This window comes from Anaerotruncus sp. DFI.9.16 (genome assembly GCF_024461615.1).
Classification (GTDB): Bacteria; Bacillota; Clostridia; order Oscillospirales; family Ruminococcaceae; genus Anaerotruncus; species Anaerotruncus massiliensis.
Genome location: NZ_JANFZX010000008.1, coordinates 50,229 through 76,114, shown reverse-complemented (window position 1 = coordinate 76,114; position 25,886 = coordinate 50,229). Strand labels below are relative to the sequence as shown.

Below are 25,886 nucleotides of genomic sequence, written 5' to 3'. Positions count from 1 at the left end.
AACCCTGCTGATCATCGGAACCCTGCTGATCATCGGAACCCTGCTGATCATCGGAACCCTGCTGATCATCGGAGCCCTGCTGATCATCGGAACCCTGCTGGTCATCGGAACCCTGCTGGTCATCGGAACCCTGCTGGTCATCGGAGCCCTGCTGATCATCGGAGCCCTGCTGATCATCGGAGCCCTGCTGATCATCGGAACTCTGTTGGCTTTCATCGGACGCGTCGTCCTTGTCTTCTTCCTGATGCGCCAGCTTTTTCAGCTTGGCGTTGAGCTCGTCGATCTGTCCGGCGAGATCACGGTAGTCATCCAGATCGGCGTCGATCTCGTCGATGCTGGCGTAAACGCCGTCCTTGACTAGCGCGGCCTTGAGCGCGTCGACCTCCTGCTGGAGGGAAGCGGCGGGAGTTTCCTCCGAAATGGCCTCCGCGGACATCAGGCTGACCATGTCGATGGTTTCCTTGGGCTCGGAGGAGATGGAGAAGCTGTCAAAGCGGTAGCCGCCAAAACTTTTGATCGCGTCGGACAGATCCACCGGACCGGCTGCGGTTGGGGCGTCCATATAGTGGGTCTCGTTAATCTGCCCGTCGGAAGAGGTATAGAGGAGCGTGATGCGGTCGGCTTCGGGCTTGGGCGGGTCAACGCTCTTTTCAGTCCACTTGGCGTGGAGCGTGAGACTCTCGGTGACGGTATCGGAGCCGAAGTCCCATGCTTCGGCGAAAGTGCCGTCATCCTTGTACCAACCGGAGAAGTCGCAGTTTTCTTTGGACGGGTCGGCGGGCCTGCCAATCGTGCTGCCCGGGACGATGCCGGTGATGGGAGCCACATCGGAGCCGCCGTTGCTGTCAAAGGTGACGGTGAAGGTCGTGGCGGAGGGCGTTTTGCAGACTACATCAAATTTGATCGGCGTACCGGAAGACACGGTCCAGTCGTCGCTGGCAGAGGCACAATGGAGTATAACTGACTGGTAACTCGCACCGGAAATTAGGGTATGCTCCGTTCCGGAAGCAGCGCTGAAGGCCTCCAGATATTTTGCTGCATTGACGGTTACGGTTACGCCCCATCCTCCGGGGCCCCCGGTATTCGGGATTGGACGGATATCGCCAATACTGTAGCTGCCGTCGATCAATTCGAAATCGACAGAATTGTTATTACCGTGATCGACATCCGTATTGAAGCACTGCATGCTGATTTGGCCGAGGAGCGTCTTAAGCTCATCTGTGGTCGGCTCTTCAGGGGGAATTTCGTTCCAGTAGGCGTAAACCGTAGTTTTGTTGTTTACGATGGTGGTAGAGGTGAATTTGAAACCGCTTCCGTTGGGCTGAGTATACCAGCCGTCGAAGGTGTAGTTTGTCCTGGCGGGGTCGGTCGGCATTTTGTTGCCAAGGAAAGTTCCGGCAGGAACAGTTACGGGAGAAACGGGGGAACCGCCTTGTGAGTCAAACGTGACCGTTACGTTTTCGGGAGTTTTTTGTGTAACATAAAAATCAACAGAGTTTGGTGTGACACCAGTATTTGTTAATGTCACGGATTTATTCTGCCCTGGGACAATTACATAGTTAGCAGGAACATAAGAGGCAACTTGTGCGGAGGTTATGGTCTGAGCTCCATATTTTTCGGCGACTGTGTAGTTACTGCTGCCAACATTGTTGGATGTGCCTTGCAGGATATAATTAATCATAAGGGCCCGCGATCCCGAGGGTATTGATGCAGAATAATATGATCCCACATCCCGATTTCCGTTTCCAGTCATAGGGGATGTATAGCTCCAATTAGCACTGGACATATTACCCGACGTTACTGTTTGGTAATTGATAAAACGAATATATTCAGCGCCTTCAAGAATTTGAAACTCCCACGCATTTTTTGTTGAATCCCACACATATTTGGCCGAGACCGTGTGGCCGCCACAGGGGACGGAAAAACGTGCAATATTCACATAACCTGAACTACTGGAAACCGCACCCCTAAAATATCCTGTGTAGTTTCCATCAATCGCCAGAGCGCTCACCGGAACGAGCGTCAGTACGAGCAGAGCCGCGATGAGGGCCGCCAAGAGCTTCTTCGTGTTATGCATTTTCCTTCTCCTCCTGCTTCTGCGCCGGGACTGTACCGGCGTCCGAATCGTCCCAGGCCGCGAACGCTTTCTCGTCCGGGCCCCGCGAATCCAGCGCGCTGTCCATCAGCTGAATGAGTTCCAGCGTGCTTCTAAAACGCTGGGTCTTTTTTTTGTCGAGCCACTGGATACTGCCCTGCCAGGTGGCGTTCTGCCGGAACTGCACCTGGATGAGGAACGAAGCCGGGTCCATCGGCTTTCCCGCCGGATCGCTCATCTTTGCTCACACCCTTCCTGTTATTTCCGTGGAGTTCGGCTTTTTTAACAGAACTCCAGCATTTGCCATTGGTAACAACCAAAATATAACATTTGGTAATCACACGCCAGTCACAAAACAATATTTTATCTAGTTTGTGACAGAAATTTTATATTTTTCCCAAGAAAATCGATGATTTATAGCTTTTTGGCGGGAACGGAAAATCTGGATCAGTCACACAGTATATCCAATTAATTGGGAAATTGGCCTTTGTGTAACGGGACACCTTTTACGCCGCGCCATTGTCTGCGCGGGGGAACTATGGTATACTGTTAGGGGATTTTGCAGTTCGGTACGGAAGGGGAAGGGCCTTGGACTACAACGAGCTATTGCACGTCTCGGCGGACGTGGGCAGCGAGCTGCTCGAGAGCGGCGCGGAGACCTACCGCGTGGAGGAATCGGTCTACCGGTTGGTGAGCGCCTACGGTGCGAGGGAGGCGAACGTCTTTGCGGTGCCGACCTGCATCATCGTGTCGATCACGCTTGGGGACGGCAGCACGGTCAGCAAGACCCGCCGCATCTACGCGCGCGGCACCAACCTCGACCGCATCGACCTTTTGAACGCCCTCTGCCGGCGCATCTGCCGGGGGGAGGTCCCGCTGGAGGAGGCGTACGGCGAGCTGGAGGCGATCCGCCGCCTGGGCGGCTCCCCGCCAGCGCGGCGGTGCGCGGGGTATGTGCTGATCGCGTTTTCCTTCGCCCTTTTTTTCGGGGGGACGCTCGCGGACGCGGGCTGCGCGGCCGTCATTGGGCTGGCGATGTTCTTTGTCGTATTCGCGCTGGAACGCTGGAAGGCCAACGCCGTCTTCGTCAACATCATCGCGAGCGGCGTCACAATGATGCTCGCGGTAGCCGCCGTGGGGCTGGGACTGGGACAGAACATCGACAAGATGGTCATCGGCGCGCTCATGAACCTCGTCCCGGGAGTCGCGATCACCAACGCGATGCGGGACATCATGGCGGGGGATTACCTTGCCGGACAGGCCCGCCTCACCGAGGCGTTGCTCACCGCCGCGGCAATGGCGCTCGGCGCGGGTGCCGCGCTCGCCGTCGCGCGGATGCTGTAGGGAGGGGATCTGATGGAACTGTTATTGCCCTGCCTCTACTCCTTTATGGGGTGCGTCGGCTACTGCCTGGTCTTCAACATCCGCATGCGCAAGCGGATGCTGCTGCTCGCGTCGCTCGGCGGCGCGGTCGGCTGGTGCGTCTACCTGCTCTGCGGCTGGCTCCAGAACGACATCACCCAGTCGTTCGCCGCGATCCTTGCGGTTGCGGCCTATTCCGAGATCATGGCGCGCCTCCAGAAATCCCCCGCCACCGTCTACCTCATCGTGGGCCTCATCCCGCTGGTGCCGGGCGGCGGCATCTACTACACGATGGAATACTGCATCAACGGCGATATGATGAACTTCATGAACACCGGCATCCACACGCTGGGCATCGCGGGCGCGTTGGCGATCGGCATCCTGCTCGTCTCCGCCTGCGTGCGGATCCTCAACAACATCCAGCGCCGGAAGCGCCGGGAGACTGCATAATAAAAGGAAGGACGCGGCCATGGCCGCGTCCTTCCTTTTTCCGCTTGTCCGGCGGATGTCCGGGCAAATATAAATAGATCATTCTGTATTCCACCGGATGAACCGGTATTCCCGCAGTAGCTCGATAAACCGCACGAGGCGCGGGTAGAGCGGCGCGGCCTCCTCCCCGAACCGCGCTTCCAGCAGCGCGCCGATCTCCCCGACCGGGCGTGCGCCGTCGATTTGGAGCCATACGAAGCTGCCCTGCCGGTCGAGGTCGATCCTGCTTGCCGCGGGCCGTCCGAAGCACCGCTGCGCCACACGGTTGAAAAATCCCCGGTGCGCAGCCGTCAGCGTGACGAGTCCCGGCTCCCGCTCCCGCCAGGGAAGCCCGGGGTCGCGCAGCGGAATGAATTCGAGGTAGTTGCGGGACCGGCGCTCACGCCGCGTCATGGCGGTTGCGGAGGGCCGCGCCCAGCAGGGAGAGGATAAGCAGGCCGAAGGCCGCGAGGGAGAGCAGGGCCGCCCAGCCGCCGAGCCCGGAAGTCAGGCGGGAGAGGTCGATGGCGGTGCCCAGGCTGACCGCCTCGCCGGCGGCGTCTTTGCCGACCGGGATGATGGCGAAGACGGCCAGCAGGATGCCGACGAGCCCCTCGCCCGCGATCATGCCGGAGGTGTAGAGGACGCCGCGCTCAACCGTGTCCCTGCGCGCCTCTTCGGAGCGGCACCGGCGCTTTTCAAACCACAGGCGGACGAGGCCGCCCGTCATGATCGGGACGGAGAGGTGGATGGGCAGGTAGATGCCCACCGCGAAGGGGAGCACGGGGATGCGCAGGATCTCGGCGGCGACGCCGATGCCCGCGCCCGCGAAGACGAGGGTCCAGGGGAGGTTGCCCTCCATGACCCCTTCGACGACCATCTTCATGAGCATCGCCTGGGGGGCGGGCAGCTCGGTGGAGCCGTAGCCCCAGGCCATGTCGAGCAGGTAGAGCACGCCGCCGATCGCGAGCGCGGCGGCGGCAACGCCCACCAGCTCGCCGAGCTGCTGCTTGCGTGGGGTCGCGCCGAGGATATAGCCGGTCTTGAGGTCCTGGGAGGTGTCGCCCGCGATCGCGGCGATGATGCAGATGACCGACCCGATGGCGATCGCGCCCATCATGCCGCCCTGCCCGGCGCTGCCGGTGGATTTGAGAAGCATCGTGCAGAAGAGCAGCGTCGCGATCGCCATGCCGGAGACGGGGTTGTTGCTCGAGCCGACAAGTCCCACCAGCCGGGAGGAGACGGTCGCGAAGAAGAACCCGAACACCGCGATGCACACCGCGCCGAGCAGCGTGACGGGAATGGGCGGGAAGAGCCAGATAAAGACGATGGTGATGAGCACGAGCGCGCCGATGACCCCCATCGGCAGGTCGCGGTCGGTGCGCAGGCCGCTGCCCTTTTCGCCGCCGTAGCCCTTGACCGCCTGCCCGAAGGTGCGCACGATGAGCGGCAGGGACTTGACAAGGCTGAGGATGCCGCCCGCGGCGACCGCTCCCGCGCCGATATATTTGATATAGCTGTTCCAGATGTCGGTGGATGCCATCTCGGAAATCGGCTTGAGGCCGGGGAAGAGCAGGACGTCCCCGCCGAAGAGGGCGATGAGGGGCATGAGCACCAGCCAGCTCACAACGCCGCCCGCCATCATATAGGAGGCGATGCGCGGCCCGCAGATGTAGCCGACACCGAGCAGCGCGGGCAGGACGTCGACCCCGACGCCCGCGCCGCGGTAGCTGCCGATCTCATAGTGCACCTCGCTGGGGAAGAGCTTGAGCCCGTCCGCTATGAACTTGTAGAGCGCGGCCAAGCCCAGCCCCGCGAAGACGGTGCCCGCCTTGGAGCCGCCCTGTTCGCCCGCGAGCAGAACCTCGGCGCAGGCGGTGCCCTCGGGATAGGGGAGCACGCCGTGCTCCCGGACGATGAGCGCCTTGCGCAGCGGCACCATGAAGAGCACGCCGAGCACGCCGCCGCACAGCGCGATCATTGAAATTTCCACGAGGGAGGGCGCGCTGCCGCCCCACTCCTTCATCCACATGAACATGGCGGGCAGGGTGAAAATCGCGCCGGCGGCGACCGATTCGCCCGCCGAGCCGATCGTCTGGACCATGTTGTTTTCGAGGATGGAGTCCCGCCGCAGCAGCACGCGGATGATCCCCATCGAGATGACCGCCGCGGGGATCGAGGCGGACACGGTCATGCCGACGCGCAGCCCGAGATAGGCGTTCGCGCCGCCGAAGAGCACCGCCAGCAGGCAGCCGAGCAGCAGCGAGACGACGGTGAATTCGGGCGCGACCCGGTCGGCGGGTACAAAGGGTTTGAAATCCGGTTTTTCTTCCATGAAAAAACCCCTTCCTGATTGGATACGCCCCCGCGAAAACGCAGGGGGGAACGGGGCCGTCCGCCCCGCCGTACACAGTCAGGAAGGGGAGACAGCCCTACAGCGCCTCGATCGCGTTGGCGAGGATCTGGTAGTTCTTCCAGATCGACTCGAGCGCCCAGTTTTCATTGGTCTTGTGATAGGTGACCTCCTCGCCGGGGAAGAGCGCGCCGAACGCCACCGCGTTTTTGAAGGCGCGCGCGTAGGTGCCGCCGCCCGTCGAGGCGGGCGGGTCGTCCCGGCCGGTGCACTCTTTGTAAACCGCCTGTAGGGTGGCCACGAGGGGGGAGTCCTTTTCCACGTAGAGGGGAGGCTGGAAGAACTCGTTCTCCACCGAGAAGCCGAACGGCGCGACGGCCTTTGCGAGCGCGTCCACCACCTGCGCGTCGGTGAAGGTCACCGGCACGCGGATGTCGCATTTGAGCTCGGCGGAGCGGGCGTCCACCTTGGCGATCGAGGGATTCACCGTTAGTCTGCCCGAAGGCTCGTCGGAAAATGCGACGCCGAATTTTTCGGGCCCCGCGTTTTCCATAAGACGGAGGAAGGGATGGTCGACCCCCTTAGCGCGCAGCTCGTCGCAGAGCTTCACAAGCGCGTTGACGCCGAGATGGGGGGCCATCGCGTGGGACGCCTTTCCCGCCGCCTCGTAGCGGACGCCGTCGACCTCCGCTTCCGCGTGGGCGGGCACGACGTTGTAGGCGTTCGGACAGGAGATCGAAAGGGGCTTCACGCCCTCGCCGAGCGCGCGGTAAATGCGCACGTGCAGGATGCCCTTTTCCGCGTAGGTGACAGGATACTCGGAGTCGGGGGTGAAGGCGCAGTCGGGGGCCTCCTCGGTTTTGCGGTAGCGGGCCATGCACCGCCAGTCGCCCGCCTCCTCGTCGCCGCCGAGGATGAGGCGCACCCGCTTGCCGGGCGTGAGGCCGCTGTCCGCGACCGCCTTCATCGCGTAGAGGGCGGTCATGGCGGGGCCCTTGTCGTCGCAGGCGCCGCGCCCGTAGAGGCGGCCGTCAATCACGGTGCCGTCGAAGGGGGGCGCGAGCCAGCCGTCCTCCTCGACGGGGACGGTGTCCACGTGGGCGATGATGCCGACGAGCCGGCTGCCCTCGCCCATCTCGATCCAGCCGCAGTAGCCGTCGAGGTTTTTGGTGCGGAAGCCGAACTTCCGGCCGAGCGCCAGCATGTATTCGAGCGCGTCGTATACGCCCTTGCCGAGCGGCGCTTCGTCGGTGACGGGGCCGCAGCCGCCGTTGACGCTCTTGATCTGTAAGAGCCCCCGCAGGTCGGCGAGGAACTGTTTTTCATTCAGAGGATAATGTTTCATGTCCAGGCTCCTTTTGTTGGGATGTTGTTAGGGTTGCCGTACTTTCCTAGAATATCACAAACCGTTCCGCATTTCCAGCCGCTTGCGCCAAAAGGCCCTTTTGCGGTAAAATACCCGTAGCAAGAATAGAGGGGGAAACGCGATGGTGCGTCCTGCAAAACCGGACGAGCTCGGCCGGATTCTGGAGATTTACGCGGCGGCCCGGCGGTATATGGCGGAAAACGGCAACCCGGCGCAGTGGGGAAGCTCCTATCCGCGTCGGGAGCTGCTTGAGGAAGACCTCAGGCGCGGGCAGCTTTACGTCGTCACGGAGGGCGATAAGATCCACGGCGCGTTCGTGCTGGCGCTGGGGGAGGAGCCGACCTATGCGGAGATGGAAAACGGGGCGTGGGAGCATGACGGGCCCTACGGGACGATCCACCGGGTTGCCGGCGACGGCACGGGAAAGGGCGTCTTCGCCCAGTGCGTGGCGTATTGCCGGGGGCGGATGGAGTGCCTGCGGATCGACACCCATGAAAGGAACGGCACGATGCGGCACCTGATCGAAAAGCACGGCTTCACGCGGCGCGGCGTCATCCATGTGGAGGACGGCAGCCCGCGGATCGCGTATGAATTTGACGGGGCTTCGGGAGAAAACGGGTAAATTTGGCGTGTTGACATTTGGGCCAGCGTGGGGTAGAATAGGAAGAGAACGTATGTTCGATGGAGGATCACCCACATGGACCTGATGGAAAAACTGGAAATTCTTTCAGATGCCGCCAAGTACGACGCGGCCTGCACCTCGTCGGGCGTCGACCGCAAGGGGGAGAAGGGCGGCATCGGAAGCTGCGTAAAGGCGGGCATCTGCCACAGCTTCGCCTCCGACGGCCGGTGCATCTCACTTTTAAAGGTGCTGATGACCAACTCCTGCGTCTACGACTGCAAATACTGCGTCAACCGCCGCTCGAACGACGTGCGCCGCACGGCGTTCACTCCGCGCGAGCTGGCCGATTTGACGATCCAGTTCTACCGCCGCAACTATATCGAGGGGCTCTTCCTCTCGTCAGGCATCCTCAAAAACCCCGATTACACCTGCGAGCGGATGATCCAGGCGCTGGAGATCCTGCGGGGCGAATACCGCTTCGGCGGCTACATCCACGCCAAGGCGATCCCCGGCGCGGACGACCGGCTGATCGCGCGGCTCGGACTGCTGGCCGACCGTATGAGCGTCAACATCGAGCTGCCGAGCCAGCAGAGCCTGGGACGGCTCGCGCCCGACAAGTCAAAGACCGATATTCTGCGCCCGATGGGGCTCATCCAGACGGGCATCGCGGAGAACTCCTCCGATCTCGTGCGCTACCGCCACGCGCCCAAATTCGCGCCCGCGGGCCAGAGCACCCAGATGATCATCGGCGCGACGCCAGACAGCGACTTCCAGATCCTGCGGCTGACCCAGGGGCTCTACAGGAAATACGGGCTCAAGCGGGTGTTTTTCTCGGCGTACATGCCGGTGCAGGAGGACGCGCTGCTGCCCTCCCTCGACACCCGGCCGCCGCTTTTGCGGGAGCACCGGCTCTACCAGGCGGACTGGCTGCTGCGCTTCTACGGCTTCGACGCCTCCGAGCTGCTCGACGAGGGGCACCAGAGCTTCAACCCGCTCGTCGACCCCAAGTGCAACTGGGCGATCAACCACATGGACCAGTTCCCCGTCGAGGTGAACCGCGCCCCCTATGAGATGCTGCTGCGGGTGCCGGGCGTCGGCGTCAAGAGCGCCCAGCGGATCGTGGCCGCACGGCGGACCGGTACGCTCACCTTCGAGGGGCTCAAGCGCATCGGCGTGGTGCTGAAAAGGGCGCAATATTTCCTGCTCTGCTCGGGGAAGATGGCGGAGGGCCTCGTCGTCACCCCCGACGCGGTGCTGCGCGCGCTCATCTCCGAGCGGGACTACGAGCGGGCGCGGCTGCCGGAGGAGGCGCCCGAGCAGCTTTCGCTCTTTGACCGCAATCCAAGCAGGGAGGACGTGGTGCAGTGCCTGACCGGACAGATCTAGTCTACCTCTGTGAGGAGAGCCTGGAAGGGACGCTCTGCTGCGTCTACGAGAGCTACACCCGCCGGGAGGTCCCTTTCGACATCCTGCCGGAGGGCACGCCCACCCTCTACCCGTCGCGCCCGGTCGTCTCCGACGAGGCCCACGCGGCGCGGGTGTGGCGTTCTCTTCTGAAGCTCGACCCGGAGGCCGCCGCTTGGGTGCGCGACGGCTGGTGCTCCTGCATGGAGGGCCGGGAATACCGCGCCTACCGGTTTATCCGCGCCCTCTACGCCCACGGCCCGCGCATCATGGGAAATCTCGCGGACCCCGACGTGGGGGAGTTTTTCAAGCTCGTTCGGTTCCAGCGCAATGAGGCGCACCTCATGAAGGAGTTTTTGCGGTTCGCCGACTACGGGGGCGCGCTCGTCTCGGTCATCGAGCCGAAGGCGCTCATCCTCGAGAGCCTCGCGCCCCACTTCACCGGCCGCTTCCCCGAGGAGCAGTTCATGATCTTCGACAAGACGCACGGGTTCGCCCTCTTCTACCGCCCCTACGAGTGGGTGGTGCGCCCGGTGAGCGAGCTGGCGCTGCCCGTCGCGGACGCACAGGAGCGGAACTTCCGCGCCCTCTGGCGGCGGTATTACGACCGCATCGGCATCGAGGGGCGCTACAACCCCAAATGCCGGATGACCCACATGTACAAGCGGTTCTGGAAGAACATGCTCGAGATGGACCGCGAGACGGGCGTCCTGCGCGCCGACGAGCGCGCTCCGCTGGACGGCCCGTCCAGACCGCTGCGGCTTGAATAGGTGATGGAAGAGGCCCCGCCGGATTCCCGGCGGGGCCTCTTCTCTATGGGTTGATTCCGGCATAGCCGGTCCGTTCAATCAGCTCCTGCCCCTCGGGGGAGAGAATCCATTCGAGCAGCGCGTCGATCTGCTCGGTGCTCTGGGTGGTGGCGGCGTAGAATTCACTCGTCAGCGGGTAGCGGCCCGCCCGGATGTTCTCCACCGTGGGCGCGACGCCGTCCACCGCGAGCAGCTTGATGCCCTTGTTGCCGACCAGCTGGTCGGCATAGTAGCGGAAGGAGAAGCCGATCGCGTTCTTGTGGTTGCGGTAGTCGGAGGTCCGCTCGATGATCCCGGACATGAGGTCCTCGACCTGCTCAGTGGGCGGCGTCATCAGGGGCGCGTCCCCCATGAAGCGGACCAGCGCGCTCTGGCTTCCGCTGCCCTGGTTGCGCTGGAAAGCGAGGATCGGCTCGTCGCGTCCGCCGACCTCCTTCCAGTTGGTGATCCCGCCGGAATAGATGCCCCTGATCTCCTTCAAGGTGAGGCTTTCGACGGGGTTATTACGGTTGACGAAAAAGACGAACCCCTCCCGGCCGATCGGCGTGAAGCGCAGTTCCCGGCCTTCCGCGCGGGCCTCCCCGATCTGTTCCTCCGACGGGTACGCGCCGAACATCACGTCCACCTCGCCTTTGGCGAGCAGAGCGTAGCCGCCGATCGTGTTGTGGAACTGGAAGGGGCCGTCCGCCGTGCCGAGCGGGAGAATGTCGGGCGGATAGACCGCGCCCACAAAGGCGGAATAGACCGGGAACAGGGCGGTCGCGCCGTCCACCACCGGGAGCGGCTCGCCGAGCCGCAGGCTTGCCGGGCCGTCCAGCCGCGCGACCTTGGAATCCTGCGCGAAGGGCAGGTAATCGGCCGTGTCGAAGGGCGCGCCGTCTTCGACCGTCAGGTAGCGGTCGTAGGCGTTGTGTGCGAATTGGACGCCCAGGCAGACAGCGGAAAGCAGGACAACCCCCGCGAAGACGATTCCCACATTCCGCCGGGCCCTGCCCGGACGCAGCAGAATCAGCAGGATGCAGAATACGGCCGCGGCGATCGGCAGCAGGGCGAAGAGGACGGAATAACCGGTGGCCAGGGTCAGCAGGAAAAGATAGAGCGCGGCGATCGGGGCCGCGAACACGAGCAGCAGGATGGCCGCCGTCTGCAAGACGGCGGATGGTTTTCGACCGGAATCGTTCACAGGACGGCCCCCATTCACAGGTTTCTTGGAACGACTCCATATTACCAGAAAAACGGACGGGCGGCAAGCCGGGAGACGCGGGTGAAAAATCAGGAACGCTCCCACATCGACGGGAATAGGCTAATAGGGGGCAATCCACAAAGCCCCCGAAATTCAGATAGATTTGGAGAAGAAACCATGAACCAAGATATGATCCCTTTAAACCGCGTGCCGGAAGGGCGCGTCGCACGGGTCATCGACCTGTTTACCACCGGAAATATGCGGCGGAGGCTGCAGGACATCGGACTGATTGAGGGGACCGACGTCGAGTGCCTGCAAAAGAGCCCCGCCGGGGACCCGGTCGCCTATTACATTCGCGGGGCGGTCATCGCGCTGCGCTCGGAGGATTCCCAAAACATACTGGTGCGCTGCAACTAAAACGACGACATAGGGGGAGATTTCAGTGGGCTTAACATCCGGTTCCACGGGAAAACGTGCGGTCGACAGCGGCTTTGTCATCGAAAGGGGCGCGGGCGAACGGGTCATCGCGCTGGCGGGCAACCCGAATGTCGGAAAAAGCACGGTTTTTAACGAGCTGACCGGGCTCAACCAGCATACCGGCAACTGGCCGGGCAAAACGGTCACGAACGCGCAGGGGCGCTATACCCACAAAGGCCGCGAGTACATCATGGTGGACATCCCGGGTACTTATTCGCTGATGGCGCATTCGGTGGAGGAGGAGGTCGCGCGGGACTTCATCTGCTTCGGGGACCCCGACGCTGTGGTGGTCGTGTGCGACGCGACCTGTCTCGAACGCAACATGAACCTTGTCCTTCAGACGCTGGAGATTACCGACCGCGTCGTCGTCTGCGTGAACCTGATGGACGAGGCGCGGAAAAAACACATCGAAATCGACTTTGGAAAGCTCTCGGAGAACCTCGGCGTACCGGTCGTGGGCGCGAGCGCGCGCAGCCGGGAGGGACTCGACGAGCTGATGGACGCCGTGGGACGTGTGGTGGAGAGCGACCGCTGCGAGCCGGTCCGCCTGCGGTATCCGCAGGCGGTGGAGGACGCGCTCGCGCTGCTCGCGCCCGCTGTGGAACCGCTCTGCACGGGCGGGATCCCCGCGCGCTGGATCTCCCTCAAGCTGCTCGCGGACGATACCCAGCTGATCGAAGCGCTGGGAAGCTATCAGAGATGCAACCTCCTCGCCAACGACGGCGTCGCGTCCGCGCTTCAGCGGGCGCGCGCTCTGCTGGCGGGGCAGGGGTTCTCCATTGAAAAGCTGCGGGACATCATTGTCTCCTCCATCGTCCTCCACGCCGAGGAGACCTGTTCGGACGTCGTGACATTCCGCAGGGAGGGCTACAACGACCGCGACCGCCGACTCGACCGCATCCTCACAAGCCGCGCCACCGGCATCCCGGTGATGCTCCTGATGCTCGCCGTCGTCTTCTGGCTGACAATTACCGGCGCGAACTATCCCTCCCAGCTGCTGGCGGACGCCCTCTTCTGGGTGCAGGACCGCCTGACGGAATTCTTCGTCTGGATGGGCGCGCCCCTCTGGGTGAACAGCCTGCTGGTCGAAGGGGTTTACAGGGTGCTTGCATGGGTCGTTTCCGTCATGCTGCCCCCGATGGCGATCTTCTTCCCGCTCTTTACCCTCCTGGAGGACTCCGGCTACCTGCCGCGCATCGCCTTCAACCTCGACCGCGGCTTCAAACGCTGCCACGCGTGCGGCAAGCAGGCCCTGACCATGTGCATGGGCTTCGGATGCAACGCGGCGGGGATCACCGGCTGCCGCATCATCGATTCGCCGCGGGAACGCCTGATCGCGATCATCACGAACAATTTTGTTCCCTGCAACGGGCGGTTTGCGCAACCAAGGTAAGGGAAACAAAATTATTCTTTTTAGCCGACAAACTGGATGAAACCGCCGAACTTGTCCTAAATTTTGACAATTTTGCGGACTATGCGGAAAAAATCAAGACCTATCGGAAGCAGCGCCATTTGACCCAGCAGGAACTAGCGGAACAACTGGGCGTGAAGTTTGTCACCTTGCGAAGCTGGGAGCAGAAAAAAGCAAAGCCCCCATACAAAGTATGGAGGCAGTGCAAGAACCTATTTAATGATTCCGTTGCGCTCCTTTGATTGAAGGAGCGCAACAATTTGGTCGACTATGGCAACCTTTTCCGGCCCAGTCAAGCCAATCTCTTGACTTAGGCGGCGTTCGATAAGATCAACGTGAAATTCGTTGATTTTATTTAGCAACTTCCGTCGTGCGTCATCTGAACAATGGATGATGACATGTTGCACCCGATTTCGTCTAGGCATATGCTTCACCACAAAAGCCTATGCCACAATCGGGATGTCCTATGCTTGAGACTCGCATCTCTCATAGATGAAAAAGTCAGCTTCTGAATTGGCGGTAGTTGATTAAATTGACGGTGCCGCCATTCTCATTCGTAAGCCGCAGTGTCTTTTCATAGATCAGCTTTGCCGCGCCGATCTCCCGCAGGGCTTCCCGTTCTGTACATTCTATAATTTCCGGCTTTTTTAATCCGCGAGAGCAGCGGAACAGTCGGAATCCGGCAGGGTACATACGCAGCCGCATTCCTTTGACAATCGCCTTTTTCGGCGTTTACCGTCCTGTCCGACCGTTTCCACTTCTTTGATCTGATCGGCCCTTATAGGGCCGTTTCCGGCGGCCTCCGACAGTTCCAGCCCGCCGAGATAGGCCGACAAGTACACTCCGGCATTGACCACCCCCGACAGGGATTTCACAGTTACAAATCCATGTCCCCAAAGCCGCGCTATAATCGTATTGTCTATGTAGGGCGCTTTTTCGGGGAATATAAGAATTGCGTGTGCGTGCCACGCCCCCCGGCCTTGCGGCTCTGCTACAAGAATATATTTACAATGGGGCAGACCGTTTTTCTGCAAATGGTATTGCAGCCGCATGAAGAATTTGCGCAGATCGTCATAGAGCCGCCGGGTGTCACGCATATTCTCACGGTATGTCAATGTGACCCACAAGCAGTTTTCAGGTTCCGCCGTATTGCAGTTAATGAGATCGCGTAAATGCTGCATGGAACGCGAAAGGCTGATTTTACAGTCGGCACGGGTGTTGGTATGGTGAAACTGCTTGACCTCGCCGGTCGCGGCATTTATGTAGTGCTCCTTGTCGAGCTTTCGGATGTTGCCGCCGACGTTGGAGGTTTGGTAGCGGATTTCCGAGATCAGCCCGCATTTTTTCAATCGAACAGCCGCATCCTCGGGCGGGGATAGGTTTTCTTTTAATTGTTCTATCTTCAAGGTATCGCTCCTTTTGCCAATTCTGATATTAGATTGCAAGAGTCAAGTTAAGAGGCCCTGCTCCGCAGGGCCGGACGGGGACGGCTAAACCCTTCGGGCCGCCGCCCCGTCCCCTTGCCGTAGTATTAACTTACTATTGATAGAATCGCCTGCTGGGCGGCGCGTAGATTAAAAAGGGGAACTCTTATAGCCCGCAATCCCTGTCCGTCAATTAGTGCGTGACCAATTCCAACACCTCCGACGAACTCCGGCGGAATTTTCTCACGGGCATCCCCGAACAGCATTTCCCGGAATTCCCGTGACTGGTTTGCGCCAAGGCCAACCCGAAAGGCAAATTGCTCGCGGCTTCCATTCGGCAGCACAATTGAATCTGGACGCTGCACCGCACAGATGATGCCCGTGCGCATCCCACGCCCCATAAACAGAATATTGCTAAACTCCATTTGGCAAGCTGCCGCTTGCTTCTTATCTTGCGCGGTCAGAAAACTGATGAAAGAGTTGTATTCATCCGCGAAGATAAATACCGGCGTTCTGTTTCTGTCACCCTCCAAACGGGCGGCAAATTCGTTATAGGCTGCTTGCAGTCCATCCACGCATGAGAGATAATGGTAATATCGAGCGCCAGGGACATCACGCAGGAAAGAAAATTCGTCCGCTCCCTTAAAGTCGAGAACATATAGCCGCGTTTCAGGTTGGTACTTTGCCAACTTTGCAAGCATCAAGATGCTCAAAAAAGATTTCCCGGAGCCGGACGGGCCTGCAATCAAGACGCGTCCGGCGGCGGCGGTGTCCCATATGATTTCGTGCTTCACGCCGTTTTGAAAAAGTTCAAGATCGAGAACGACAGGAATTTTCATGGCTTGAAATCCTCATCAGCGGCACTCATAAATGGGCGACGGCTATTCCCGGATTGCAAGTCGTGAAGGTATGCCACAGATTGTGGGCTATCTACATAAAGCACGGTAATGACAAGGTCATCCCTGATAATTTCGACGCGCTCGAAGTAGATCGGTTGCCCTCTGTCCCAGAGGCCCCCTGACTGTTGGCAGGCATACGACCAAAAAGCGACCGTTTGGGATTGCGCTTGTTTTTGGATTTTTGTAAGCAAATCAATATCATAAGAATTTTTGAGAATATTTATAGGGAATCGAACGCGAAACCTCGGGATCTCCAACGACCCGACGAACTCCATATTTTGGCAGATAATATGTGTTGGCGGTACAACGGCTACATAGTCCTTCAGTTTGCAGTCTGGATTTCCGAAAATGTACGCGAGCGCATCCGCAACCACCCTTTGGGCGCGCTCCAGATGCCGCATTTGCTCACGACTTTTTTCACTTGATAAATAGGCAAATGTGCCCACAAAGAGGAATAGACAGACCGCGATCAACATAATCCACCGCCGAAGCAGCCACACAAGCAGCACCACGGAGAGGGCAGCCAACAGATGGAAAACGCTGTTATATTTAATCCGATCGAAAATTTCGTGGGCTTTTAGCTTAAAATTTTCAATCATTTCGCCACCTCCGCATTGTCGTGTAGAATGATGGATTCCGCAATCGCTTTCTTTTTGACCTCTTTGCGTTCCGAGCGGAAGTCCTGAAATATCCCACCGACAAAGCCTTTGAAGGTGGCGTACACGAACCGCCCGGAAGCGTTCCGCGCCGCGAGTTCATCGGCGCTGATAGGCGGCTCCTGTTCGGGGGTCCGAACTTTCAAAAGGTTGAACCCGTCCGCAGGGCAGGCAACGGTGTATACTGTGCCAAGTTTTTTTCCGGATGGCCGGTTATCCGTGCCGTACTCCAAATCTTCAGCGACACCCGCGAGAAAAACGGGGGTCGTGCCGCCGGTGGTGGCGGCGAAATCTAATTTAATGTTTTTAAGATTCATAATCAAAGCTCCTTCAATTTTTTATCCTTTATCGGACAAGGCGTGGAATTTTTATCTCCTTTCTTCAAACCAAAAAGCATTTTTTGCGTCCCACCTGACGCATACAGGCCCTGAAACGACAAAAAACCGGGGCCGCTGCAATTGCTTGCAGCGGCCCCGGCTAAGTTCTTTTTCCTCGAACACCGCGGACCCGGCCACCGGTTATTGGTGGCTCCAGTATAAAAATGGAAAAATTTCCACGCTGTTTCCCAGCGCAATTTTATTATAACGGTGAAAGATTAAATTCTTAAGCACTTTTTTTGAACGGATTGTTAATTTGATCTGAAACTATTTCGACAAATTACGACAGATGGGTTATAATGAATCTGGATTGCAGCCGTGGGCCGCGCGGAATCGGTTGGCAACATCCACCAGGGTAGCAACTTCATCTGGTGTCAATCCTGAAACGTTGATCGACGCGGTCTTATCTAACCCGAGCAGAAAATCAACGCTTGTTCCAAGTTTTTTTGAAAGTTCTATCAAATAAGCCGCAGAAGGAACAGAAACATCCATTTCCCAAGAATTTACAGCAGTGCGGCTTATTTCCAGCATATCGGCAATATCTTTTTGCGTCAAACTATTTTTCTGTCTCAAAAGTTTAATGCGTTCTCCAATCATCCAGCGTCCCCCCCTTTGAGATCAGTTTAGCTTATCACAACGAATATTGCCTTATACAATAGACTTCAATTCGTCTTATTGACGAATAATTGAAAAGGTGGTATATTCATTGTGGGAGGGTTATGCTTATGAAGAAAAAAGTAGGAATTGCTGTTCTGATTTTTGTGATTGTGAGCCTCGCCGTTACTTGTGGTTGGCAATTTCAAAAGCAACGCAGCGTAACGTCTGAACTTGCAGAGGCCCGGGCAAACCTATCAACAGAGCAGCAGGAAAACGCTGATCTTGCGGGGCAGATCGACGATTTGAAAGGGCAACTTGCCGACCTGCAAGCACAGTTTGAAGCCGCACAATCGGAATTGGAGACAGCGCGTAGTGATCTCCAAGCAGCGCAGCAGGCCGCAGAGCAAGCCGCCAAGGAAGCAGCAGAACGGGCTGCGCAGGAAGCCGTGAGCAGGCCCACACCTACCCCGCCCGCCGATCTCTCCCAGCCGCAAGAAAGCAAACCGGAGGCAGCCAGTGGTGGCAAGGAAGCGGCGGAAGCTATCTTTGGCGGGGGTAAACCACCAGCCCCAGCTAATCCTCAGGATGGTTCAGGTTGGAAGTAAATAACAGAAATTTAGTGTCAGTTGCTGATATGCAGTGATAGTCAACGACGATTTAAGAGTGTTTTCCCCTTGTGAAGTATATCCCCTCGAAAAAACAGCATCAAGGCTAAAATGAACGCGCTACGCGCGGCCTTGACACTGTTTCCCCGAGGGGATTTCTGCATATCAAGGGCAAACGCCCCGCCCGTCGTCGATAGAATCGACGCACGACGCATTTTGAAAATACGGGAGGTATGCTATAATGAGGAAAACAAAGGACGTGCGAAAGAAGGTGAGCGGGCTTTGAAATTCTTTATTTACAGTCGAAAATCCGTCTACACCGGCAAAGGCGAATCCATTGAAAACCAAATCGAGATGTGCAAGCAGTACATTCACATGAATTTCGACGGGGTGGCAGAGGACGACATAACCGTTTATGAGGACGAGGGCTTTTCCGGCAAAAATATTGACCGCCCACAATTTCAAAAAATGCTTGTGGACATCCGTAAAAAGAAGTGCGGCGCGCTTGTCTGCTATCGCCTAGACCGAATCAGCCGCAGCGTGTCCGACTTCGCGCCGCTGATCGAGGAATTGAACGGGTTAGGCGTCAGCTTCATCTGCATTAAGGAAAAGTTTGACACATCAACGCCAATGGGAAAAGCTATGATGTATATTGCCTCTGTTTTTGCCCAACTAGAGCGCGAAACAATTGCGGAGCGCGTGCGGGACAATATGCTGATGTTGGCCCGCACTGGGCGTTGGTTGGGCGGCACCCCTCCCACCGGCTTCACCTCTGAAAAGGTGGAAAAAGTTGTTGTGGACGGGAACATAGAAGGGCGCAAGAAATCGGCTTGCAAACTCAAAACCCGACCGGATGAAATCGCCGTTGTTAAAGTGATCTATGAAAAGTATCTCGAAACGCACAGCGTTTCGGCGGTGAGCAAGCATTTAATCCGGCAAGGTGTCAAGGCCCGCAGCGGGAAATGGTATTCCCTACCGGGTATCAAGGACATTTTGCAAAACCCGGTTTACTGTATCGCGGACAAGGACGCGCGGGACTACTTCATAGAAAAAGGGTCGGACGTTTGTTTCGAGGAAAGCGAGTGCAGCGGCAAAAACGGCCTACTTTCCTATAATAAGCGTGACTATAAATTGAAGTCGGCGGCCCGCCTCCCCATTGAAAAATGGATTATTGCAATCGGCAAGCACCGAGGCACAATGCCGGGTAAAAAGTGGGTAGCCGTTCAAAGAATTTTGGAGGCGGACAGGCCGGACGGGAAAAGGCCATCCAAGCTGCATAACGACTATTCCTTGTTATCGGGACTGATCTTTTGTGGGAAGTGCGGGGAAAGAATGTTTGCAAAAACCCGCAGCAACGGCAGCGCCCAATTTGACTATATGTGTAATGGCAAATTGCGCGGCGGGGCCGAGGTGTGCGACTGTCAGAACTTGGGCGGCCAGCAGGCCGACGACATTGTTTGCGAATATCTGATGGAGTACGCCAACGAAAGCAGCGATATTTATAAGCTGCTCGAAAAACTCAAAGAGGAATTGCAGGGGGAACAGCGGAAAGACCCGCTTGCCATTGTGGACGAAAATATCAAAAAGTGCAACGACGAGATCGACGGCCTTGTATCCTCTATGACAAAAACAAAGATCGGCCCAGCGTTTATGAAGCACGTCAACGCAAGAATTGAAGAACTAGAAAGCGAGATCACCGAACTAACCGCCGAACGGAATCGGCTGCAAAAAGATATTAGTATCATTACCGACAAGCAGATACAACTTGACCTATTGGCGTCGGCCCTTGCCAGTCTAAAGGACAATTTCAAAAATCTGTCTATCCATGAGCGCCGCACATTGATTCGCCTGATGGTGAAGAAAATCGTGTGGGACGGAAAAGACCTCCATATTTTTATGGACGGCGAATAGTGCCTTGTCGGCTGTCTATTCGTCGTTTGAGGATAGTTTGCCCTTAGATTGGTGGCGTTTTGCCGCCGCCATACAAAGGGAAACAAACGCGGTTTTTGAGGCTGAAAACGAAGAAAATCTCATCAAAACAACAATTTCGTTTCCCTTACAATGGAGGCTATATCATCACGAGAACGGAGTTGGGAAGTCCTACGCGCAACAGATTTGAGAATTTCGGAAGCGCCGCCAGATGACGCAAAAGGAATTTGCACGACTGGTTGGTAAATCCGAGGGTACCATTGGTCCTGGGAGCAAGGCAAGACAAAACCATCCTATAAAGTCTGGAAACGGATAAAAGCAATTATGACGACATAAGGAGAGGCCGCGAGCGATTTTTTCCGCTTGCGGCCTCTTTGTTATTGATGAGATAGTTCTTCGATTACTTGGTCCAAAATTGTCAATTTTTGTGCAGGAGAAAACAGTGAATTACGGAGCCGCCTTTCTATGATCTCGGCATGAAATTCATTGACTCGTTCCTTAACAGTCCTTCCATCTGGTGTGGGGACAAAGTATACCCGAACATTTCGGATTTGATTTCGCCTCATTCCGCCGCCCCCTTGTCACAGGGTATGCGGAACGCAATTTGTCCTATTCGAGGGCACTCAATCCCCTCCGCTTCCGCCGTGATGCAGAGAGGCCAGATAGATGCGCGTAACGTCGTCTCTAGTGTGGCCGAGCAGCTTCGATACCTTCTTGCGGGCCTCCAGCTTCGAGTAACCCTGGTGGAGAAAGTCCTCTTACCGCTCCGCCGCGCAGGTGTGGCGCAGACCGTGAAACGTCATCGGCCGGGGGAGGCCTGTCCGCCATCCCAATCAAACGTTATATTCTCATCCCTATCCATGGCCTTTGGCCTCGGCCGGGGACACGCGCGAAGCGCGCGCGGGAGAACGCATCACAAGGTTTTAGCTGAACGCAAAAAAAGGACCCGACCAATGGTTTTAAGCACTGATCGGGTCCTGGACTGGATTGCGGGGATTCAAAAAAATATCGTAAATACAGTATATAAACCGAACAGCCACGGATGGATCATTTTGATATAGGCTGATTCCAAGATGCCCCAAAAGAACATATAGGTGATACTGGTCCGCCCATTCAAGAGGGAGAACCTCTGCCCAAAATATTCCCAGGAAACCGTGCCGTAGGCTTTCTCTTGGAAGAGGCTGCGACCATTCCCCGGCGGTTTTCCAGCCGCCCAGAAACGAGATAAACAAGATGGTTTCCACCACCACACCAAGTATGGAACCTACCGTAAAAAGTAGTACAATGTTCATTAACAACATGAAGATGTCCCTGCCGGTGGGCGGTCATATGGCGCCAAGTGCTTCAAATAGACGGCTTCCACCCATCGCGCCAGTCCTTCCTGGCGTGCAGGGTGCACAGATCCCGCCGTAGAGGCGCACAGGCGGAGCCGGTCTTAAACGCGGCTACCCCGAAAGCGTTTTACTGCCATGCAAAACTCCTCCGCCGTGCGGAAGAGAAACCCGTTTACACCCTCCGTAACCTGTCCGGGGTTTTTCTCGTCCACCCGATAGAGGACGGGAAGTTCCATCGCCATGGCCTCCAGCATGGAAATGGAGTTGACCTCGGAGAGGGAGGCGGTGGCATACAAAGCGCAGCAGGCGAAGAACTCGGGCATACGCTCATGGGGCACCGATCCGGTAAAGACCACGATGCACCCGTGAGCGAGAAAAACGATCCAGTTACATAGCATTGGGGACGATGTTGGCCTGCCGCTGTACGCCGCAGTCCTTCAAAAAGCCCTGCACTTTGGTGGAGGGGCCAATGACTTCATCAGCTTTCTCCGCCAAATACCCAATGTATGCCCGGGCCGCCTCCCGCGCGAGGGGATAAACGGCGCGCGGTACAAAATAGTGGAGGTATTGATCCCACATGGTGTGCAGCGTGTAGATGAGGGGAATCTTTCGCCTGCGGGCGGTCTCAGCGCCGAACAGGCCGATACCAAATTCTGTGTGGACATGGATGATATCAAAAGAGAGGTCCGCGAGAGTGTTTTCTCGCTCTGTACTGTGGGAGGACGCCATTCCATAACCGTACAGTTCCTTAATCTCGGTGGCGGGGCAGCGGAGTATGCCATCCTCTATACAATGGACGGAAACACTGGGATCGGCAGTCACCACCGTGACCTGATGTCCGATGCGCTCCATGCCCTCTTTGAGCGTTTTGACATGGGTGGCCACGTCGTTGATCTGGGGAAGGTGGGTGTCGGAAAAAAGTGCAATTTTCATAAGAACATTTCCCTTTCTATGAGGCCTTTTCCGCAAACTGACTGTTATACAAATCCGCATAGAAGCCTTTCAATTTCAAGAGTTCCGTGTGGCTGCCCCGCTCCACGATGTCGCCGTCCCGGACCACGAGGATGAGGTCGGCGTTCTGGATGGTGGAAAGCCGGTGGGCAATAACGAAGCTGGTCTTGCCCTCCATGAGTCGGGCCATGGCCTTTTGAATTTCCACCTCGGTGCGGGTGTCCACACTGGAGGTGGCCTCGTCCAGCACCAGAATGGCGGGGTCGGTGAGCATGGCCCGGGCGATGGTCAAAAGCTGCATCTGGCCTTGAGAGACTCCGGCGGCCTCGCCGGATAGCACTGTGTCGTACCCTTGAGGAAGCGTGCGGATGAAGTGGTCGCAGCAGGCGGCCCTGGCGGCGGCCACGATCTCCTCCCGGGTGGCGTCCCGTTTCCCATAGGCGATGTTTTCCGCGATGGTGCCCTCAAAGAGCCAGGTGTCCTGAAGCACCATGCCGATGCGCCGCCGCATCTCACACCGCGGCATGGAGGTGATGTCCTGCCCGTCGATGGTAATGGAGCCGCCGTCCAGCTCGTAGAACCGCATCAGGAGATTCACCAGCGTGGTCTTGCCGCCCCCCCGTGGGGCCGACGATGGCCACCATCTCGTTGGGACGCACCTCCAGATCAAGGCCGGTGATGAGCAGCTTGTCGGGCGTGTAGCCGAACCACACGTTTTGAAAGGCGACGTGCCCCTCGGTGATGGCGGCCGCGCTGCCGTCCCCGTCGGGGCATTCTTCCTCCTCGTCCAGCAGGGCGAAGACCCGCTCCGCACCCGCGATTGCGGCTTGGAGGGAGGTGACCACGTAGGCGGTCTCGGTCACCGGCTCGGAGATTTGATTCACATACTGCAAGAACGCCTGGACGGTGCCCAGGGTGATGGACCCGGCCAAGGCCATGCCGCCGCCGAGGACGGCGGTGGCGATGAAGCCCAGCTGCCCCAGCGCCCGGATGGTGGGGTAGATGGTGAAGTCGGCGAACTGGGCGTTTCGCTGGGCGCGGTACTGCCGTTCATTGAGCGCTTCCGCCGCCGCCAGCATTGCCTGCTGCTGATTGAACACCTTGACCACCCGGTTGCCCGCGTAGACCTCCTCAATCTTGCCGGTCAGCGCGCCCATGGACGCCAGGTTTTCCCCGTAGGCCCGCTGGGCCAGGGTGGAGACATAGCCGGTGGCAATCATGCTGACCGCCAGAGAGACCACGACCACGGCAAAAAGGGTTGGGCTCAGCACCAGCATGGTGATCGCGGCGAACAGAATGGTGAATCCCGAGGAGATGAACTGGGGCAGGCCCTCCTGCATGGCGGCGGACACCTTCTCCAGATCGTTGGTTACCCGGCTCATGACCTCGCCGGTCTTATGGGTGTCGAAGTAGCGCAGCGGCAGCCGGTGCAGCTTTGCGCTGATATCCCTGCGGAAGGAAAGGGTCAATTCCTCGCCCACGCTGGCGATCAGATACTGTTGAAGATAAGCCAACAGGCCGCTGATCAGAGCCGAGGCGGCGATAAGCGCCACAGGCAGCCAGAGGACCTGCAGGGCCGTCTCCACGATCCCGACAGAGCCGTCGTAGGTGCGGATGGCCGCCACCAGCGCGTCGATGCCCCAGCCCACGGCCAGGGGCAGGGCGGTGAAAGCCGCCGAACTGAGCAGCGTGGCCATGACAATCACGATCAGCTTCCGCTTCTGGCGGCCCAGCCGGCTCAGAAGCCGCTTGGCGGTCTCTTTGGTATTCCGGGGGATATCTTCATGGACGAGATTCTGTTTTTTCTGATTTTTCTGATTTTTTGCCATTGGTCACGCCTCCTTTTTCTGCATTTGGCTTTCGGCAATCTCGCGGTAGACGGGGCAGTGTTCGAACAATTCCTGATGGGTTCCTTTTCCCACCAGCCGTCCCTTATCCAGTACCAGAATTTGGTCTGCGTCCAGGATGGTGCTCACCCGTTGGGCGATGATGAGCTTGGCGGGCGCCATCACACTTTGGAGCAGGGCCTTACGGAGGGCGGCGTCCGTCCTCACATCCAGGGCCGAGAAGCTGTCGTCAAAGATGAGAATATCCGCCCGCTTGACCAGCGCCCTGGCGATGGCCAGGCGCTGGCGCTGCCCGCCGGAGAAGTTGGTGCCGCCCTGGGCCACGGGAGCCTCCAGCCCCTTGGGCAGTCTTTTGACAAAATCCTTGGCTTGAGCGATGCGCAGGGCCTCCCAGAGTTCCCCGCCGGTGGTGTCCGCCCGGCCCATGCGCAGGTTTTCCGCGATAGTGCCGCCGAACAGGAACGCCTTCTGCGGCACGCAGGCGATGCGGTCCCGCAGCTCCTGCTGGGAGAGTTCTCGCACGTCCACGCCCCCGAGCAGGATGCGGCCCGACTGGATGTCGTGGAGGCGCAGCAGCAGGTCGGCCAGGGTGCTCTTCCCCGATCCGGTGCTGCCGATGACGGCGGTGGTCTGCCCTGGGCGGAGGGTGAAGCTGAGGTCGCGGATGACCGGCTCCTCGGCCCCTTCATAGGCGAATGTCACATGGTCAAATTCCACCGTGTCGGAGGGTGCAGGCAGCGCCGTCATGGGAGAACGGATCGGGTCGGAGACGGCAGGCTCGGTGTTCAGCAGTTCCCTCAAGCGCTCCAGACAGGCGCGGGCCTTCGGCAGGGTGGTGAGCACCGAGGCCGCCATGATGAGATAGGCCATCGTCAGGGTGGAGTACTCGGCCACTGCGGTGATCTGCCCCACCGCCATGCCGCCGCCCAGGGAAAGGGCCCCGCCCACCCCCAGAATGACCGCCATCAGCGCTCCCATCAGCAGCCACACCACGGGGGTGATGACGGCAAAGAGCCGGTTGAGACGGATCATGTTGTCGGCGTAGTCCTCATACGCGATGCCCGACCTCTCCTCCTCATAGGATTCGTTACCGAAAGCACGGATGACCCGCACTCCGGTGACGGTCTCCCGCACCACCTGATTGATGCGATCCAGCCGGGCTTGGATGCTGCGGGAGAGCGCATTGGACTTTTTGAGGATTACAGCGGTCAGCGCCAGCAGCACCGTCATGAACGCCAGTTGGATCACCGCCATGACGGGGCTGACCATGATGGTCATGACGATGGAGACCACCACCAGGATGGGGGCGGGGACCACCATCTGAAGCATCATGCCCATGGTGCGTTGGAGGTTGATGATGTCCGAGGTGGTGCGGGTGATCATGGAGGAGATGCCCACCGAATCGAACTGCTGGAGGGAGAGCTGTTGGCTCTTTTGCAGGAGCATGGAGCGCATCTCAAATCCAAACAGAGAGGCGAGGTCACTGGTGATCCAGCTTCCCCACGCCGCAATGCCCGTGGACAAAATGGTGACGGCCAGCATCCACACCCCGATTCGGAGGACCGCGTCCATGTCGCCCTGGAGGATGCCGTGATCTACGATGTCGGCCACCAGAGCCGGGATGAGCAGCGTGCCCACCACCTGGCCCAGCAGAAGCAGCACGGCCAGGGCCGTCTTGCCCTTGTGCCGTATAAGAAACTGTTTTAAATAATTCATA

The 25,886-nt window shown here is 58.5% G+C and carries 26 protein-coding genes and 1 pseudogene; 10 read left to right on the top strand and 17 right to left on the bottom strand.

The genetic code is table 11. From position 1 onward, the window contains the following. Window positions 1–2,077: InlB B-repeat-containing protein (locus tag NE609_RS05765; protein WP_256151997.1), on the bottom strand; the 2,077-nt coding region annotated here is incomplete at its 3' end. Further along, the gene (locus tag NE609_RS05760) at window positions 2,070–2,333 is read right to left on the bottom strand and encodes a hypothetical protein (RefSeq protein WP_256151996.1); all 264 of its coding nucleotides are present in this window, start codon (window positions 2,331–2,333) and stop codon (window positions 2,070–2,072) included. The genes NE609_RS05760 and NE609_RS05765, both read right to left, overlap by 8 nt. 350 nt (window positions 2,334–2,683) lie before the next feature. Between NE609_RS05760 and NE609_RS05755 the strand changes: the two genes are divergently transcribed. After that, window positions 2,684–3,439 (top strand): threonine/serine exporter family protein, encoded by a 756-nt coding sequence (locus NE609_RS05755; RefSeq protein ID WP_172439201.1) that lies wholly within the window; start codon window positions 2,684–2,686, stop codon window positions 3,437–3,439. A 12-nt stretch (window positions 3,440–3,451) separates the two neighbouring features. After that, complete coding sequence (locus NE609_RS05750; RefSeq protein ID WP_101550418.1) at window positions 3,452–3,907, top strand: threonine/serine exporter family protein; 456 nt, start codon at window positions 3,452–3,454, stop codon at window positions 3,905–3,907. A gap of 78 nt (window positions 3,908–3,985) precedes the next feature. Here the strand turns inward: NE609_RS05750 and NE609_RS05745 are convergent, their stop codons facing one another. The 3 genes from NE609_RS05745 to NE609_RS05735 form a co-directional block, all read right to left on the bottom strand. Continuing rightward, the gene (locus tag NE609_RS05745; RefSeq protein WP_101550420.1) at window positions 3,986–4,339 is read right to left on the bottom strand and encodes a PqqD family protein; all 354 of its coding nucleotides are present in this window, start codon (window positions 4,337–4,339) and stop codon (window positions 3,986–3,988) included. After that, window positions 4,326–6,260 (bottom strand): OPT family oligopeptide transporter, encoded by a 1,935-nt coding sequence (locus NE609_RS05740; RefSeq protein ID WP_256151995.1) that lies wholly within the window; start codon window positions 6,258–6,260, stop codon window positions 4,326–4,328. The genes NE609_RS05745 and NE609_RS05740 overlap by 14 nt, the downstream gene beginning before the upstream one ends. Window positions 6,261–6,357: 97 nt before the next feature. After that, window positions 6,358–7,623, bottom strand: a complete 1,266-nt coding sequence (locus NE609_RS05735; protein ID WP_256151994.1) for a Sapep family Mn(2+)-dependent dipeptidase — start codon at window positions 7,621–7,623, stop codon at window positions 6,358–6,360. A gap of 142 nt (window positions 7,624–7,765) precedes the next feature. Here NE609_RS05735 and NE609_RS05730 point away from each other — a divergent pair, with 142 nt between their 5' ends. The 3 genes from NE609_RS05730 (at window position 7,766) to NE609_RS05720 (ending at window position 10,440) form a co-directional block, all read left to right on the top strand. Next, on the top strand, window positions 7,766–8,266 hold the full coding sequence (locus NE609_RS05730) for an N-acetyltransferase (RefSeq protein ID WP_256151993.1): 501 nt from the start codon (window positions 7,766–7,768) through the stop codon (window positions 8,264–8,266). A gap of 75 nt (window positions 8,267–8,341) precedes the next feature. Then, on the top strand, window positions 8,342–9,652 hold the full coding sequence (locus NE609_RS05725; RefSeq protein WP_256151992.1) for a putative DNA modification/repair radical SAM protein: 1,311 nt from the start codon (window positions 8,342–8,344) through the stop codon (window positions 9,650–9,652). Continuing rightward, window positions 9,631–10,440, top strand: coding sequence for a TIGR03915 family putative DNA repair protein (locus tag NE609_RS05720; protein WP_256151991.1), 810 nt, complete (start codon window positions 9,631–9,633; stop codon window positions 10,438–10,440). Before NE609_RS05725 ends, NE609_RS05720 begins: the two co-directional genes overlap by 22 nt. Window positions 10,441–10,483: 43 nt before the next feature. Here NE609_RS05720 and NE609_RS05715 read toward each other — a convergent pair whose 3' ends face one another. Beyond that, on the bottom strand, window positions 10,484–11,662 hold the full coding sequence (locus tag NE609_RS05715; protein WP_256151990.1) for a substrate-binding domain-containing protein: 1,179 nt from the start codon (window positions 11,660–11,662) through the stop codon (window positions 10,484–10,486). A 177-nt stretch (window positions 11,663–11,839) separates the two neighbouring features. On the opposite strand from NE609_RS05715, the gene NE609_RS05710 reads away from it, so the two are divergent. The 3 genes and pseudogenes from NE609_RS05710 to NE609_RS17770 all read left to right on the top strand — a co-directional run bounded on the left by NE609_RS05710 (window position 11,840) and on the right by NE609_RS17770 (window position 13,792). Continuing rightward, a complete protein-coding gene (locus NE609_RS05710; protein ID WP_101550434.1) occupies window positions 11,840–12,079 on the top strand; it encodes a FeoA family protein in 240 nt (79 codons plus the stop codon). 25 nt (window positions 12,080–12,104) lie between these two features. Beyond that, window positions 12,105–13,517: pseudogene (locus tag NE609_RS05705) on the top strand (ferrous iron transporter B); the annotation flags it as partial. Continuing rightward, window positions 13,415–13,792 carry a multiprotein-bridging factor 1 family protein gene (locus NE609_RS17770; protein ID WP_370867143.1) on the top strand — a complete coding sequence of 126 codons (378 nt, stop codon included), beginning with the start codon at window positions 13,415–13,417 and terminating at the stop codon, window positions 13,790–13,792. The pseudogene NE609_RS05705 and the gene NE609_RS17770, both read left to right, overlap by 103 nt. A 405-nt stretch (window positions 13,793–14,197) precedes the next feature. Here the strand turns inward: NE609_RS17770 and NE609_RS05700 are convergent, their stop codons facing one another. The 5 genes from NE609_RS05700 to NE609_RS05680 form a co-directional block, all read right to left on the bottom strand. Continuing rightward, the gene (locus NE609_RS05700; protein WP_256151988.1) at window positions 14,198–14,956 is read right to left on the bottom strand and encodes a hypothetical protein; all 759 of its coding nucleotides are present in this window, start codon (window positions 14,954–14,956) and stop codon (window positions 14,198–14,200) included. 125 nt (window positions 14,957–15,081) lie between these two features. Beyond that, window positions 15,082–15,813, bottom strand: a complete 732-nt coding sequence (locus tag NE609_RS05695) for an FtsK/SpoIIIE domain-containing protein (RefSeq protein WP_256151987.1) — start codon at window positions 15,811–15,813, stop codon at window positions 15,082–15,084. Continuing rightward, window positions 15,810–16,472 (bottom strand): hypothetical protein, encoded by a 663-nt coding sequence (locus NE609_RS05690; RefSeq protein WP_256151986.1) that lies wholly within the window; start codon window positions 16,470–16,472, stop codon window positions 15,810–15,812. The genes NE609_RS05695 and NE609_RS05690 overlap by 4 nt, the downstream gene beginning before the upstream one ends. Next, window positions 16,469–16,846: a hypothetical protein gene (locus NE609_RS05685; protein WP_256151985.1), complete on the bottom strand. Its 378-nt coding sequence runs from the start codon at window positions 16,844–16,846 to the stop codon at window positions 16,469–16,471. The genes NE609_RS05690 and NE609_RS05685 overlap by 4 nt, the downstream gene beginning before the upstream one ends. A gap of 354 nt (window positions 16,847–17,200) precedes the next feature. Beyond that, window positions 17,201–17,503, bottom strand: coding sequence for a helix-turn-helix transcriptional regulator (locus NE609_RS05680; protein WP_256151984.1), 303 nt, complete (start codon window positions 17,501–17,503; stop codon window positions 17,201–17,203). A 128-nt stretch (window positions 17,504–17,631) separates the two neighbouring features. On the opposite strand from NE609_RS05680, the gene NE609_RS05675 reads away from it, so the two are divergent. Next, a complete protein-coding gene (locus tag NE609_RS05675; RefSeq protein WP_256151983.1) occupies window positions 17,632–18,108 on the top strand; it encodes a hypothetical protein in 477 nt (158 codons plus the stop codon). Between the two features lie 282 nt (window positions 18,109–18,390). Then, window positions 18,391–20,019, top strand: coding sequence for a recombinase family protein (locus NE609_RS05670; protein ID WP_256151982.1), 1,629 nt, complete (start codon window positions 18,391–18,393; stop codon window positions 20,017–20,019). Between the two features lie 1,015 nt (window positions 20,020–21,034). Here NE609_RS05670 and NE609_RS17765 read toward each other — a convergent pair. The 6 genes from NE609_RS17765 to NE609_RS05645 form a co-directional block, all read right to left on the bottom strand. After that, window positions 21,035–21,289: a hypothetical protein gene (locus NE609_RS17765; protein ID WP_370867142.1), complete on the bottom strand. Its 255-nt coding sequence runs from the start codon at window positions 21,287–21,289 to the stop codon at window positions 21,035–21,037. Window positions 21,290–21,472: 183 nt separating this feature from the next. Next, window positions 21,473–21,727 (bottom strand): glycosyltransferase, encoded by a 255-nt coding sequence (locus NE609_RS05665; RefSeq protein WP_256151981.1) that lies wholly within the window; start codon window positions 21,725–21,727, stop codon window positions 21,473–21,475. Window positions 21,728–21,758: 31 nt separating this feature from the next. Continuing rightward, window positions 21,759–22,304, bottom strand: a complete 546-nt coding sequence (locus NE609_RS05660; RefSeq protein WP_256151980.1) for a glycosyltransferase — start codon at window positions 22,302–22,304, stop codon at window positions 21,759–21,761. 16 nt (window positions 22,305–22,320) lie between these two features. Further along, window positions 22,321–22,908, bottom strand: coding sequence for an ABC transporter ATP-binding protein (locus NE609_RS05655; RefSeq protein ID WP_256151979.1), 588 nt, complete (start codon window positions 22,906–22,908; stop codon window positions 22,321–22,323). Beyond that, window positions 22,835–24,151, bottom strand: coding sequence for an ABC transporter ATP-binding protein (locus tag NE609_RS05650; protein WP_256151978.1), 1,317 nt, complete (start codon window positions 24,149–24,151; stop codon window positions 22,835–22,837). Before NE609_RS05650 ends, NE609_RS05655 begins: the two co-directional genes overlap by 74 nt. 3 nt (window positions 24,152–24,154) lie before the next feature. After that, window positions 24,155–25,885, bottom strand: a complete 1,731-nt coding sequence (locus tag NE609_RS05645; protein WP_256151977.1) for an ABC transporter ATP-binding protein — start codon at window positions 25,883–25,885, stop codon at window positions 24,155–24,157. Window position 25,886: the final 1 nt, after the last annotated feature.

What these genes read in the sequence shown, in the direction of transcription:
- NE609_RS05660 (WP_256151980.1), bottom strand. Translation starts at nt 22,304, where the DNA reads ATGAAAATTGCACTTTTTTCCGACACCCACCTTCCCCAGATCAACGAC.
- NE609_RS05725 (WP_256151992.1), top strand. Translation starts at nt 8,342, where the DNA reads ATGGACCTGATGGAAAAACTGGAAATTCTTTCAGATGCCGCCAAGTAC.
- NE609_RS05690 (WP_256151986.1), bottom strand. Translation starts at nt 16,472, where the DNA reads ATGATTGAAAATTTTAAGCTAAAAGCCCACGAAATTTTCGATCGGATT.
- NE609_RS17770 (WP_370867143.1), top strand. Translation starts at nt 13,415, where the DNA reads ATGCAACGCGGCGGGGATCACCGGCTGCCGCATCATCGATTCGCCGCG.
- NE609_RS05750 (WP_101550418.1), top strand. Translation starts at nt 3,452, where the DNA reads ATGGAACTGTTATTGCCCTGCCTCTACTCCTTTATGGGGTGCGTCGGC.
- NE609_RS05680 (WP_256151984.1), bottom strand. Translation starts at nt 17,503, where the DNA reads ATGATTGGAGAACGCATTAAACTTTTGAGACAGAAAAATAGTTTGACG.
- NE609_RS05730 (WP_256151993.1), top strand. Translation starts at nt 7,766, where the DNA reads ATGGTGCGTCCTGCAAAACCGGACGAGCTCGGCCGGATTCTGGAGATT.
- NE609_RS05740 (WP_256151995.1), bottom strand. Translation starts at nt 6,260, where the DNA reads ATGGAAGAAAAACCGGATTTCAAACCCTTTGTACCCGCCGACCGGGTC.
- NE609_RS05735 (WP_256151994.1), bottom strand. Translation starts at nt 7,623, where the DNA reads ATGAAACATTATCCTCTGAATGAAAAACAGTTCCTCGCCGACCTGCGG.
- NE609_RS05760 (WP_256151996.1), bottom strand. Translation starts at nt 2,333, where the DNA reads ATGAGCGATCCGGCGGGAAAGCCGATGGACCCGGCTTCGTTCCTCATC.
- NE609_RS05695 (WP_256151987.1), bottom strand. Translation starts at nt 15,813, where the DNA reads ATGAAAATTCCTGTCGTTCTCGATCTTGAACTTTTTCAAAACGGCGTG.
- NE609_RS05645 (WP_256151977.1), bottom strand. Translation starts at nt 25,885, where the DNA reads ATGAATTATTTAAAACAGTTTCTTATACGGCACAAGGGCAAGACGGCC.
- NE609_RS05650 (WP_256151978.1), bottom strand. Translation starts at nt 24,151, where the DNA reads ATGGCAAAAAATCAGAAAAATCAGAAAAAACAGAATCTCGTCCATGAA.
- NE609_RS05685 (WP_256151985.1), bottom strand. Translation starts at nt 16,846, where the DNA reads ATGAATCTTAAAAACATTAAATTAGATTTCGCCGCCACCACCGGCGGC.
- NE609_RS05655 (WP_256151979.1), bottom strand. Translation starts at nt 22,908, where the DNA reads ATGCGGTTCTACGAGCTGGACGGCGGCTCCATTACCATCGACGGGCAG.
- NE609_RS05710 (WP_101550434.1), top strand. Translation starts at nt 11,840, where the DNA reads ATGAACCAAGATATGATCCCTTTAAACCGCGTGCCGGAAGGGCGCGTC.
- NE609_RS05745 (WP_101550420.1), bottom strand. Translation starts at nt 4,339, where the DNA reads ATGACGCGGCGTGAGCGCCGGTCCCGCAACTACCTCGAATTCATTCCG.
- NE609_RS05675 (WP_256151983.1), top strand. Translation starts at nt 17,632, where the DNA reads ATGAAGAAAAAAGTAGGAATTGCTGTTCTGATTTTTGTGATTGTGAGC.